Here is an 11776-nt window from a genome sequence, read left to right as displayed (position 1 = left end):
TATTCTCTTGTTCAACTTTTATTTCGTTTCTTCTCGCGCCATGATCGATTCCGCCGACAACGTCACCCACATGTTGCCCGTCACCGGGCCGCTGCGCCTGAACTTCTTCACTGACCAGCCCGAGTTGGCGCGGCTGTTCGTCGCCGACCTGACCCAGGATTTGCTGGGCGACTGGATCGTCACGCAATGCTGGACCGGCAAACCTCAGGCGCGCGGTGGCGGCCGCGTGACCGTGGTCAACGACCAGGATGCCGGCTTCCAGATGATCCGGAAGATCGCAGCGAAGAAGGAAAAAGGCGGTTATCGCCTGGTCTGATGCGCTCTTTTGGAGTGCCTCGGCAGCTTGAAAACGGAGAGATTATTCTCTCCGTTTTCTTTTGCGGTATTGCTTTTCTGACCTCGTCTGCATGCCGGCGCGTCTCGTGTTAGGCTGTCCTCCGCTGTTAAATTGACGATAGTGTTGTTCCATTGACCATGCCATCGCGATTCAACAGCGGGAGACAAAACAATATTCTGAACGAGACGGAGAACCCGCGCGTGACTTCCACCCCTGCAGTACATTCCGCTTTCAAAGATGATCCCAAAAAAGATCCTGGCAACAACTTCGGCGCCGATTCATCCTATGCGGTGGTGCGCCTGCTGATCACGCTGGTGCTGATGGTGATCGGCGCCAGCGGCATGTATGTGGTCGCCGTGGTGTTGCCCGCGGTGCAGGCGGAATTCGGCGTCGCACGCGGCGTGGCGTCGATGCCTTATACCTTGTCGATGATCGGCTTCGGCATCGGCGGCATGCTGATGGGCAAGCTGGCCGACCGGTTCGGCGTGATGATTCCGTTGCTGGTTGGTGCAGTGTGTCTGGGCCTCGGTTTCATCCTGGCCGGCATGGCGCCCAACATCATCGTCTTCACGCTCGCGCATGGCTTGCTGATCGGTTTGTGCGGCAGCTCGGCGACATTTTCGCCGCTGATCGCCGACACCTCGCTATGGTTCGTGCGCCGGCGCGGCATCGCGGTCGCGGTGTGCGCCAGCGGCAACTATCTGGGCGGTGCGATCTGGCCGCCGATCGTGCAGCATTTTGTCGATACGGTCGGTTGGCGCCAGACTTATTTCGGCCTCGGGGTGGTGTGCTTCATCGTCATGGGCGGGCTGGCGTTGCTGATGCGCCGGCGTCCGCCGGTAGCGGTTGCCGCGGCTGCGCGCAACGGCGTCAGCCTGACCTCGGAGCGACCCTTCGGTCTGCCGATGGGCAAGGCGCAACTGTTGCTGTGCGTGGCCGGCATCGCCTGCTGCGTGGCGATGGCGATGCCGCAGGTGCATATCGTCGCGTATTGCGGCGACCTCGGCTACGGCGCCGCGCGCGGCGCGCAGATGCTGTCGCTGATGCTGGCGTGCGGCGTGGTGAGCCGGCTGATTTCCGGATTGATTTGCGACCGCATCGGCGGCTTGCGCACCTTGCTGCTGGGTTCGATGCTGCAAGGGATTGCCTTGTTGCTGTTCCTGCCGTTCGACGGCCTGGTGTCGCTCTATGTCATCTCGGCCTTGTTCGGGTTGTTCCAGGGCGGCATCGTGCCGTCCTACGCGATCATCGTGCGCGAGTACTTCCCGGCTTCCGAAGCCGGCGGCCGGGTCGGCGCCGTCATCATGTGCACCATGCTTGGGATGGCGCTGGGCGGCTGGATGTCGGGCCAGATCTTCGACCTGACCGGTTCGTACCATGCCGCCTTCATCAACGGCATCCTGTGGAACCTGCTCAATTTCAGTATCTGCATGTTCTTGCTCCGACGCACTTCGCGCAACAAAAGCGGCAGCGGCAGCGGTTTGCAGACCGCCGGCGCCTGACACGTAAGCCCGGGAGCACCGCCGGTTTGATTTGGCGGCGCTCCTGCATTACGCTATGGGGAATGCAGGCGACCGCCTGCGGTTTCCTTGCTCCCTGGGCCCCAGATGCTGATCATTTTCCTCAAAGCCGTGCTGCTGATCCCGGTGACGCTGTTGCCTATCCTGAATCCGCTCGGCATCGCCCCGGTATTCGCCAACCTGCTGGGCGACGTGCCGCGCCAGATCGAAAACCGCGTGGCGCGCCAGGTGGCGATCAATTGCTGGTTCTTGCTGGTGGGCGCGATTTTCATCGGCTCGCACGTGCTGGCGTTCTTCGGCATTTCTCTGCCGATTGTGCGTATCGGCGGCGGCATCCTGGTGGCGGTGTCGGGTTGGAAATTGCTCAGCGACGGCGGCAACGACGCGGCGATTCCCAAGCAAGTGGCCAAGGCTTACGACGACGAATCGAATGAGGAATTGAAGGCGCGCAGCTTCTATCCGATCAGCTTCCCGCTCACCGTCGGTCCCGGCACGATTGCGGCGTCGATCACGCTCGGTGCGAACACGCCGGCGCGGCTGGTGGACTGGGTTATGTCGATCGGCAGCGCGGCGCTCGGCTCGGCGTTGACGGTGCTGGTGATTTACCTGTGTTATCGCTCGGCCAACAAGATCGTCAGCCTGCTCGGCCGTCTCGGCACCATGGTGGTGTTGCGTTTGTCGGCGTTCATCCTGCTGTGCATCGGCATCCAGATTTTCTGGTCGGGATTCACCGGCTTGCTGGTGGAGACGGGGATGTTGCCGCCGTAGAAATTTTCAATGGAGCAGGCCGCGCTCGCCGAGCAGGTCCTGCACCAGCTCCAGCCGCAGTACGGGGTTGTCGAGCGCCAGCAGGCCTTGCTTCTGCTCCACGCTCATCGGCAGCATTTCGCTCCAGCGGTTGGAGACCCAGCCGCAATCGTCGAGACGATAGGGCGCCGCCACGGGGATGTCGCTTTCCGGAATGGAATGGTTCTTCAGCGACGCCAGCAAATTCATCAGCGCGGTGACGGTATTCTGCAACTCGTCGGGAATCGCAACGCTCTGATCGTTTTCCAGCGGCTCCACCTGCGCCATCCACAAGCCGTGCTTCAGCTGCTCCTTGGCAGCGATGCGAAAGCGCGAAGTGCCGCTGCAAGAGATGCGCAGCAAGCCCTGCACCGGCGCCGACCACTCCCTGATATGCGCCAGCGTGCCGACCGGCACGAAGCTCTCGACCAGGCCGGGTTTGCGGACTTCGTTGCCGGCCGTCAGCGCCACCACGCCGAATGAGGTGCCGTTGGCGATGCATTTGTTGATCATGTCCAGGTAGCGGACTTCGAAAATCTGCAATGGCAGCCGTCCGTCCGGAAACAGCGCCGAGCCTAGCGGGAAAAGCGGGATGGTTTCCATATGTTCAGGTGATACTTTGTGATTCCTGAGAGCGGCTAAAAAACGTCGCTGGCAAGGCGCGCCGCCGACGACAGTACGAATGTACGGCTAGGCGGTGCAACGCCGCCAGCGGCGTTTTATTAGCCGCTCTAAGTGCGCAGGACGTAGCGGTTGTCGCTGATGCATTCATAGCGTTGCACGATGTAGCCATTGTCGTCGACGCTTTCCAGGTAGACGTCGAATTGCCACAGCCGCGCCATGTGGCGCAGGACTTCATTGGTGCTGTCGCCCAGCGAACGGCCGTCGCTGCGGAAATGGCGCAGCGTCAGGCTGCGGTTGCCGCGCGTGTTGACCGACCACACCTGGATATTCGGTTCGCGGTGGTTGATGTCGTACTGCCGCGACAAGGCCTGGCGCACGTATTGATAGCCGCTGTCGTTGTGGATGGCCGAGACTTCCAGTTCGCTGCGGCTTTCGTCGTCGAGCACGGCGAACATGCGCATGTCGCGCATCAGTTTCGGCGACAGGTATTGCGCGACAAAACTCTCGTCCTTGAAGTTGCGCATCACGTAGTGCAATGTGTCCAGCCAATTGCTGCCGGCCATGTCGGGAAACCACTGCTTGTCTTCGGCGGTCGGATTTTCGCAGATGCGACGAATGTCGCTCATCATCGAAAAGCCCAGTGCATAAGGATTGATGCCGTTGTAATACGGCTTGGTGATCGGCGGCTGGAACACCACGTTGCTGTGCGAATGCAGGAATTCCATCATGAAGCTGTCGGTCAGCTTGCCCTGGTCGTACATGGTGTTGAGCAGCGTGTAATGCCAGAACGTGGCCCAGCCTTCGTTCATGACCTGAGTCTGCCGCTGCGGATAAAAATATTGACCGACCTTGCGCACGATGCGGATGACTTCGCGTTCCCACGATTCCAGCAGGGGCGCATTTTTCTCGGCAAAGTACAAAAGATTTTCCTGCGGTTCCGATGGGAAGCGTTCATCCACCTGCGCCGCCGTAGTTTCCTTCTTCGCCGGCAACGTGCGCCACAATTCATTGACCTGAGACTGCGCGTAGGCTTCACGCTCACGCTGTTGCGCGCGTTCCTGCGCCAGCGACATGCGCTGCGGGCGCTTATAACGGTCGACGCCGTAGTTCATCAGCGCATGGCAGGAATCGAGCAGTTCTTCCACGCGATCGAAGCCGTAGCGTTCTTCGCATTCGGCGATGTAACCTTTGGCGTAGACCAGATAGTCGATGATTGCACTGGCGTCGGTCCACAGCTGGAACAGGTAGTTGCCCTTGAAAAAAGAGTTGTGTCCATATGCCGCATGCGCCACCACCAGCGCCTGCATGGTCATCGTATTCTCTTCCATCAGATACGCGATGCAGGGGTTGGAATTGATCACGATTTCGTACGCCAGACCCATCTGGCCTCGCTTGTAGTCGCGCTCGGTGGCGAGAAAATGCTTGCCGAACGACCAGTGACGATAGTTGACCGGCATGCCCGAGGAGGCATAGGCATCCATCATCTGCTCGGCAGAAATGATCTCGAGCTGGATCGGATAGATGTCCAGCTTGTAGCTTGCCGCCACCTTGGCGATTTCCTCGTTGTAGCGCTCGATCAGCTCGAAGCTCCAGTCGGACGGGCAGGGCAGGGGATCACGTCTGGTCGGCGCGGCCGGAGGCACAGGCGGCGTGTTCATTCGCGTATTCATGCATGGACCTGCTTTTCAAAAAGTTCGCGGAAGACCGGATAGATCTCGGACGAGGACTGCACCTTCTTCATCGCAAAGTGCGGATGCTCGTGCAGCAGCTGCGTGTATTCCGTCCACAGGTTTTGCTCCGGCTCGGCCACCTGGATATAGGCAAAGTAACGGCACATCGGAAGAATCGCTTCCTCAAGGATGCTGCGGCATTTCGGCGAATCGTCGTTCCAGTTGTCGCCATCGGAAGCCTGGGCGCCGTAGATGTTCCATTCGTTCGACGGATAGCGCGTCCTGATGATGTCCTGCATCAGTTCCAGCGCGCTGGAGACCACCGTGCCGCCGCTTTCCTGCGAGTGGAAGAAGGTCTCCTCGTCGACTTCATCGGCGCGCGTGTGATGGCGGATGAAGACCACTTCGATGTGTTCGTAATTGCGCATCAGGAACAGATACAACAGGATGAAGAAGCGTTTCGACAAATCCTTGCGCTGTTCGTCCATCGACCCCGACACGTCCATCACGCAAAACATCACGGCGCGGCTCGACGGCTGCGGCTGGCGCACGCGGTTGACGTAGCGCAGGTCGAACGGGTCGATGAAGGGGATGCGCCAGATGCGGCCCTTGAGATGATGGATTTCTTCTTCCAGCAGCAGTATTTCCGAGCGCCTGTCGCCGGGATCATTCTGCAGGGCGCACAACTGTTCTTCCAGCTCGCGCAGTTTGGCCACCAGCGGTCCGCCCAGCGCAATACGCCGGCCCAGCGAGCTGCGCAGCGAACGCACGATGTCGATGTTGGCGGGCGAACCGTCGACCGAATAACCGGCGCGCATGTTCTTCCAGTTGGGGATCGACATCAGGTTGGTCTGGATCAGGCGCGGCAGTTCCAGGTCTTCGAAGAAGTACTGCATGAATTCTTCGCGCGACAATTCGAAGGTGAACTCGTCCTGGCTCTCGCCTTCATTGCTGGCGGTGCTGCCGCCGTCGCCCGAGCCGCCGCTGCGGCGCGGGATGCGATCGCCCTGCAAATAATCCTGATTGCCGGGATGCACGATCTCGCGCTTGCCGCCGCGGCCGTGGTGGAAGGCCGGTTCGGAAATATCCTTGCGCGGAATGGTGATGCTTTTGGAGCTCTCGATGTCCTTGATACTGCGATCCCGCACCGCTTCGGTAACGGAACGCCGGATATCGCTGCGGAAGCGCCTGAGGAAACGCTCCCGGTTGGCGATGCTCTTGTTCTTGCCAGCTAGCCTGCGGTCGATGATCTGGTGGAGCAAATCCATTCTCCTGCTGATGGTACAGCCGGGCGGGTTGCTTTCAGTTGACGCATTCTGTCATCGGCAACCCGTGTTCCTGGTTCAAGAGGATTTGCGTACGCGCAAATACCATTCGCACAGCAAACGCACCTGCTTCGGCGTGTAGCCCTTGCTGACCATGCGATTGACGAAGTCTTCGTGCTTTTGCATTTCTTCGGTCGAACCCTTGGCGTTGAAGGAAATCACCGGCAGCAGATCCTCGGTGTTGGAAAACATCTTCTTCTCGATCACCACGCGCAGCTTTTCGTAGCTGGTCCACAGCGGATTCTTGCCGCCGTTGTTGACGCGCGCACGCAGCACGAAGTTGACGATCTCGTTGCGGAAATCCTTCGGATTGCTGATGCCGGCCGGCTTCTCGATCTTTTCCAGTTCTGCGTTCAGGGAGGCGCGGTCGAAGCTTTCACCCGTGTCGTGGTCACGGAATTCCTGATCCTGGATCCAGAAGTCGGCATAGGTCACGTAGCGGTCGAACACGTTCTGGCCGTATTCCGAATACGACTCCAGGTAGGCGGTCTGGATTTCCTTGCCGATGAACTCCGCATAGCGCGAGGCCAGCGTGTCCTTGACGAAGGACAGGTACTTTTGCTCCTGCTCGGGCGGGAACTGCTCGCGCTCGATCTGCTGCTCCAATATGTACATCAGATGCACCGGATTGGCGGCGATTTCGGTGGTGTCGAAGTTGAACACGCGCGACAGGATCTTGAACGCAAAACGCGTCGAAATGCCGGTCATGCCTTCGTCAACGCCGGCGTAGTCGCGGTATTCCTGATATGACTTGGCCTTGGGGTCGGTATCTTTCAGGTTCTCGCCGTCATACACCTGCATCTTGGAAATCAGGCTGGAGTTTTCGGGTTCGCCCAGACGCGTCAGGATGGAGAATTGCGCCATCATCTTCAGCGTCCCCGGTGCGCAGGTGGCGTTGGCCAGCGACGAGGTGCGCAGCAGTTTTTCGTAGATGCGGATTTCTTCCGACACGCGCAGGCAGTACGGCACCTTGACGATGTAGATACGATCAAGCAGCGCTTCGTTGTTCTTGTTGTTGCGGAAGGCCTTCCACTCCGACTCGTTGGAGTGGGCCAGGATGATGCCGTCGAACGGAATCGCGCCGAAGCCTTCGGTGCCCTTGAAGTTGCCTTCCTGGGTCGCGGTCAGCAGCGGATGCAGCACCTTGATCGGCGCCTTGAACATTTCGACGAACTCCAGCAAGCCCTGGTTCGACAGGCACAGCCCGCCGGAGTAGCTGTAGGCGTCGGCATCGTCCTGCGAGTATTGCTCGAGCTTGCGGATATCGACCTTGCCGACCAGCGTGGAAATATCCTGGTTGTTTTCGTCGCCCGGCTCGGTCTTGGAAATCGCGATCTGGCGCAGGATCGACGGATAGCGCTTGACCACGCGGAACTGGCGGATGTCGCCGTTGAATTCATGCAGGCGCTTGACGGCCCATGGGCTCAGGATGGATTTCAGATAGCGGCGCGGAATGCCGAACTGCTCTTCGAGGATCTGTCCGTCTTCTTCGTAATCGAACAGGCCGAACGGCGATTCATTGACCGGCGAGCCTTTGATCGAATAGAAGGGGATGTGCTCCATGAGCTGTTTGAGGCGTTCGGCGATGGACGACTTGCCGCCGCCGACCGGGCCCAGCAGATACAGGATCTGCTTCTTTTCTTCCAAACCTTGCGAGGCATGGCGGAAATAGGCGACCACCTGTTCGATGACTTCTTCCGCGCCGTAGAATTCCTTGAAGGCGGGGTAGACCTTGATCACCTTGTTGGCGAACAAGCGCGACAAACGGGGATCTTCGCGCGTGTCGACTTTCTCAGGCTCGCCAATCGCCATCAGCATGCGTTCTGCGGCCGATGCGTACACAGCCGGATCGTTCTTGCAAAGACTCAGATACTCTTCAAGCGAAAATTCTTCTTCTCTGGTTTTGTCAAAGCGACTCGCAAAGCTGCTGTAGATATCCATACCACCTCCGTAACTTCAATGAGACAACAAATTGAATACGTGCGTTATGTTTTTAGATTTATCGACCGCGATTTCCTGAGCATCGGCTCCTGACCAGTTTCAGCAGTTTCACCATGCTGCGCGGCATTGGAGTTTTCAATGCTTTTTTCAGTGCGCTGACGATGCGTGCACGCTGTTGAACTTGGACCGGAAAACAAAATTTTCGTTTTTATTCTATTCCTTTTTTTCTGAAGTCATTGTGCTGCTTTTGTTCCAGCGTACTGCTAAATGATTTTCCCGTATCCGAAAACAACCGCCGTTTTCGGAGCCAGCTTTTCGATATGCAAAAGCGTCGAAATTGTGCGGCGCATTTTTTGCCGTACCCCTGTTCGTTAAATGGTTGAGCGTGATGCGCGGTTGACCTTGTTACGTAATTCAGGCGTGCCGCTTGGCAGGCGAATCGGGACAGGCTTTGCGCGCTTGCCGGGTGAGGTTGGCGGACATCGTCCGGCGCGCATTTTTCGGCATTTCAAACCGTCGCAAGAGGCAATGCAAGTTTGATGCCGGGGAATACCCATGGACAGGATGGGGATGGGAGCGAATGCGGTATCGGACCGAATGGCGCTGAATTTTTTTCAATTGCACGCTTGAAACGTTGCTTTTTTACCATGTGACCGCTTCGCAACGCTTAACTCGATAGCTTTCCAGCAAGCTTTACGATTTTTTTGATAGATGGTCTCGATGAACTTACAGTGAAAACGGCCTCCCGGCCCTGTCCCGAGGGCGTTCGCAAGCGATCTGCAGAGAAAGCACGGAGTAGATAAGTCATTGACAAACAAGTGAAAAATGCAGTCTAATTCAGGGTTCACCATCCGTTGAATTGCGTTCGTGCTGTGGCCTTGCGGTTTCGGCTCTCAAATGCCTCTCTGATCTACAGGAAGAGGCATGCGCAGAAAAACAGAAATTCCGCGGAGATTCCGAAGTATTTTTGCCGATTATTGATTAAGTAAGCGAGTCCAACATGAAACGTACCTACCAACCTTCCGTCGTGCGTCGCAAGCGTACCCATGGTTTCCGTGCCCGTATGGCAACCCGTGGTGGCCGCGCTGTCATCAACGCACGCCGCGCAAAAGGCCGCAAGCGTCTGGCTGCTTGATACATAGCCGGCGCAGAGCACTGCTGTTTGTGTGACAGGCGATCGTTCCTATCTCTACTCACGCGATCAGCGAATCGTTAAAACGGATGAGTTTTCATCCGTTTTTCGTTTGCGACCGGTGTATCGGACTGCCCATTTCGTCCTGTACGCGCGCAACAACGACTTGCCGCTAGCGCGTCTGGGTGTCGTCGCCGCCAAACGCATGGCGCCGCGCGCGGTCACCCGGAACACGATCAAACGCGTCACCCGCGAATTGTTCCGGCAAACGGCATTGGCATTGCCCCAGGTGGATTGCATCGTGCGTTTGTCGAAACCGGTCAACAGCAAGAGCGGACCGGCGACCAACGCCAGACTCAAAGCGGAATTGCGCGACGAGTTGTCACAGTTGTTTGCATTTTTGCTGAACGCGAACGCGTTTGCCAGGAAGCCGGAAAATACGTGATGAAAACGCCTTTACTCCTGCTGTTACGTGCCTACAAGCTGGGAGTGAGCCCTTATCTCGGGCAGAATTGCCGTTTTTATCCCAGCTGTTCCGACTATGCCGCCGAAGCCATCCGCCTCCACGGAGCATGGAAGGGCAGCGTCCTGGCCGGCAAACGCCTGTGCAAATGCCATCCCTGGCATCCCGGCGGACTCGATCCGGTACCTGAGTCCTCCGCATCAGATTCCTCCTCTCCCACTGTAGCCGCTGGCGGCCGCAGCCACTCCTGATTTATTGGTCAATACTCTTATGGATATCAAACGTACCGTCCTGTGGGTTGTCTTCTCGTTTTCCCTGCTGCTGCTCTGGGATAGCTGGCAACGTCATAACGGCAAGCCGTCGATGTTTTTCCCGGCGACGACCCAAGAGGCGACTCCGGCTGCTGCCGGCGCTGACCCGTCCAAATCGCCGGTGCCGCAAGCGGCCGGCGCCGCCGGCGCCACTGCCGGCGCAGCCGACGTTGCAGGCGGCTTGCCTGCCGCCAAGGGTGAGACCATCACCATCACGACCGACGTCGTCAAGGCCGACATCGATACCGTCGGCGGCGAACTCAAGCGTCTGGAGCTGCTGAAGCACCGCGACACCGTTGACCCGACCAAGAACCTGGTCCTGTTCGATTCGAGCGCCGGCCACACCTATCTGGCTGAATCCGGCCTGATCGGCGGTCCGTTCCCGACCCACAAGTCGATCTTCACCGCCAAACCGGGCGCACGCGCGCTGGACAACGGCAACGAAGTCCAACTGGTGCTGGAAGCGCAGGAAAACGGCGTCAAGCTGACCAAGACCTACACCTTCAAGCGCGGCGACTACTCGATCGACCTGAAGCACACCGTCACCAACGACAGCGCAGCGGCGATCAATCCTTCGCTGTACCTGCAACTGGTGCGCGACGGCAACAAGCCGGGCGGCGAGTCGCACTTCTACAGCACCTTTACCGGTCCTGCGGTGTACACCGACGCCGACAAATTCCAGAAGCTGACCTTCGAGAAGATCGAAGAAGGCAAGGAACAGCACGCCAACAAGGCCGACAACGGCTGGATCGCACTGGTGCAGCACTATTTCGTGTCGGCCATCATTCCGCCTGAAAAAGCGCAGCGCGACATCTTCACCAAGAAGATCGGCACCAACCTGTACGCCGTCGGCAACATCCTGCCGCTGGGCACAGTTGCGCCGGGCGCCAGCGTCACCATGGACGCGCGCCTGTACTCCGGTCCGCAAGAATCGTCCGTGCTGGAAAAGACCACGCCTGGCCTGGAACTGGTCAAGGACTACGGCTGGCTGACCATCATCGCCAAGCCGATCTTCTGGCTGATGATCCACATCCACGCCTATGTCGGCAACTGGGGCTGGACCATCATCCTGCTGACCATGCTGATCAAGGCGGTGTTCTTCCCGCTGTCGGCCGCCAGCTATCGCAGCATGGCCAAGATGAAGGCCGTCACGCCGAAGATGACCGCGATCCGCGAGCGTCACAAGGGCGATCCGCAAGCGATGAACCGCGAAATGATGTCGCTGTACAAGACCGAGAAGATCAATCCGCTGGGCGGCTGTCTGCCGATCGTGATCCAGATCCCGGTATTCATCTCGCTGTACTGGGTGCTGCTGGCCAGCGTGGAAATGCGCGGCGCGCCATGGCTGGGCTGGATCCACGATCTGACCGCGCCCGACCCGTTCTACATCCTGCCGGTGCTGATGGCGGTGTCGATGTTCATCCAGACCAAGCTCAACCCGACTCCTCCGGATCCGGTCCAGGCCAAGGTCATGATGTTCATGCCTATCGTGTTCTCGGTGATGTTCTTCTTCTTCCCGTCCGGCCTCGTGCTGTACTGGGTCGTGAACAACGTCCTGTCGATCACGCAGCAATGGGTCATCACCAGAAAGCTGCAGGCAGGCAAGGCTTGATGACCTGCTTGTTATCGCCGTCAGGCACTTGTTAGTCGAAAAAGCCCGTGGCATG

General features: G+C 58.5%; 11 protein-coding genes. 7 read left to right on the top strand and 4 right to left on the bottom strand.

Annotated elements, in window-relative coordinates; all coding sequences use genetic code 11:
- The first annotated feature begins 40 nt into the window (after nt 1–40).
- The 3 genes from DXT88_RS15530 to DXT88_RS15520 all read left to right on the top strand — a co-directional run bounded on the left by DXT88_RS15530 (nt 41) and on the right by DXT88_RS15520 (nt 2625).
- Entirely contained in the window at nt 41–316 is a 276-nt protein-coding gene (locus DXT88_RS15530; protein WP_265214794.1) for a hypothetical protein, read from the top strand.
- A gap of 341 nt (nt 317–657) precedes the next feature.
- Nucleotides 658–1839, top strand: a complete 1182-nt coding sequence (locus DXT88_RS15525) for an MFS transporter (protein ID WP_321161119.1) — start codon at nt 658–660, stop codon at nt 1837–1839.
- A gap of 105 nt (nt 1840–1944) precedes the next feature.
- Nucleotides 1945–2625 (top strand): MarC family protein, encoded by a 681-nt coding sequence (locus tag DXT88_RS15520; RefSeq protein WP_016834912.1) that lies wholly within the window; start codon nt 1945–1947, stop codon nt 2623–2625.
- 6 nt (nt 2626–2631) lie between these two features.
- On the opposite strand, the gene DXT88_RS15515 is transcribed toward DXT88_RS15520, so the two are convergent.
- The 4 genes from DXT88_RS15515 to DXT88_RS15500 form a co-directional block, all read right to left on the bottom strand.
- A complete protein-coding gene (locus tag DXT88_RS15515; protein ID WP_016834911.1) occupies nt 2632–3246 on the bottom strand; it encodes an LON peptidase substrate-binding domain-containing protein in 615 nt (204 codons plus the stop codon).
- A 128-nt stretch (nt 3247–3374) separates the two neighbouring features.
- Nucleotides 3375–4937: a SpoVR family protein gene (locus DXT88_RS15510; RefSeq protein ID WP_193365584.1), complete on the bottom strand. Its 1563-nt coding sequence runs from the start codon at nt 4935–4937 to the stop codon at nt 3375–3377.
- Entirely contained in the window at nt 4934–6199 is a 1266-nt protein-coding gene (locus DXT88_RS15505) for a YeaH/YhbH family protein (RefSeq protein WP_029363597.1), read from the bottom strand. Before DXT88_RS15505 ends, DXT88_RS15510 begins: the two co-directional genes overlap by 4 nt.
- A gap of 81 nt (nt 6200–6280) precedes the next feature.
- Nucleotides 6281–8203, bottom strand: a complete 1923-nt coding sequence (locus DXT88_RS15500) for a PrkA family serine protein kinase (protein ID WP_016834908.1) — start codon at nt 8201–8203, stop codon at nt 6281–6283.
- A 1000-nt stretch (nt 8204–9203) separates the two neighbouring features.
- Between DXT88_RS15500 and rpmH the strand changes: the two genes are divergently transcribed.
- The 4 genes from rpmH to yidC are packed head-to-tail and all read left to right on the top strand — an operon-like array spanning nt 9204 to nt 11721.
- Entirely contained in the window at nt 9204–9338 is a 135-nt protein-coding gene (gene rpmH / locus DXT88_RS15495; RefSeq protein ID WP_039784652.1) for a 50S ribosomal protein L34, read from the top strand.
- Between the two features lie 31 nt (nt 9339–9369).
- The gene (gene rnpA, locus DXT88_RS15490) at nt 9370–9780 is read left to right on the top strand and encodes a ribonuclease P protein component (RefSeq protein WP_085944040.1); all 411 of its coding nucleotides are present in this window, start codon (nt 9370–9372) and stop codon (nt 9778–9780) included.
- A complete protein-coding gene (gene yidD / locus DXT88_RS15485; RefSeq protein WP_083830972.1) occupies nt 9780–10049 on the top strand; it encodes a membrane protein insertion efficiency factor YidD in 270 nt (89 codons plus the stop codon). The genes rnpA and yidD overlap by 1 nt, the downstream gene beginning before the upstream one ends.
- 19 nt (nt 10050–10068) lie before the next feature.
- Nucleotides 10069–11721 (top strand): membrane protein insertase YidC, encoded by a 1653-nt coding sequence (gene yidC / locus DXT88_RS15480; RefSeq protein WP_265214785.1) that lies wholly within the window; start codon nt 10069–10071, stop codon nt 11719–11721.
- The last annotated feature ends 55 nt before the right edge of the window (nt 11722–11776 follow it).

This window comes from Herbaspirillum lusitanum, assembly GCF_026127345.1.
GTDB lineage: Bacteria > Pseudomonadota > Gammaproteobacteria > Burkholderiales > Burkholderiaceae_D > Herbaspirillum > Herbaspirillum lusitanum.
This window is presented reverse-complemented; position numbering and strand designations above follow the sequence as displayed.

Bases quoted from the DNA above. Each gene is read 5' to 3' on its own strand.
- DXT88_RS15530 (WP_265214794.1), top strand. From the start codon at position 41: ATGATCGATTCCGCCGACAACGTCACCCACATGTTGCCCGTCACCGGG.
- DXT88_RS15525 (WP_321161119.1), top strand. From the start codon at position 658: ATGGTGATCGGCGCCAGCGGCATGTATGTGGTCGCCGTGGTGTTGCCC.
- DXT88_RS15520 (WP_016834912.1), top strand. From the start codon at position 1,945: ATGCTGATCATTTTCCTCAAAGCCGTGCTGCTGATCCCGGTGACGCTG.
- DXT88_RS15515 (WP_016834911.1), bottom strand. From the start codon at position 3,246: ATGGAAACCATCCCGCTTTTCCCGCTAGGCTCGGCGCTGTTTCCGGAC.
- DXT88_RS15510 (WP_193365584.1), bottom strand. From the start codon at position 4,937: ATGAATACGCGAATGAACACGCCGCCTGTGCCTCCGGCCGCGCCGACC.
- DXT88_RS15500 (WP_016834908.1), bottom strand. From the start codon at position 8,203: ATGGATATCTACAGCAGCTTTGCGAGTCGCTTTGACAAAACCAGAGAA.
- rpmH (WP_039784652.1), top strand. From the start codon at position 9,204: ATGAAACGTACCTACCAACCTTCCGTCGTGCGTCGCAAGCGTACCCAT.
- yidD (WP_083830972.1), top strand. From the start codon at position 9,780: ATGAAAACGCCTTTACTCCTGCTGTTACGTGCCTACAAGCTGGGAGTG.
- yidC (WP_265214785.1), top strand. From the start codon at position 10,069: ATGGATATCAAACGTACCGTCCTGTGGGTTGTCTTCTCGTTTTCCCTG.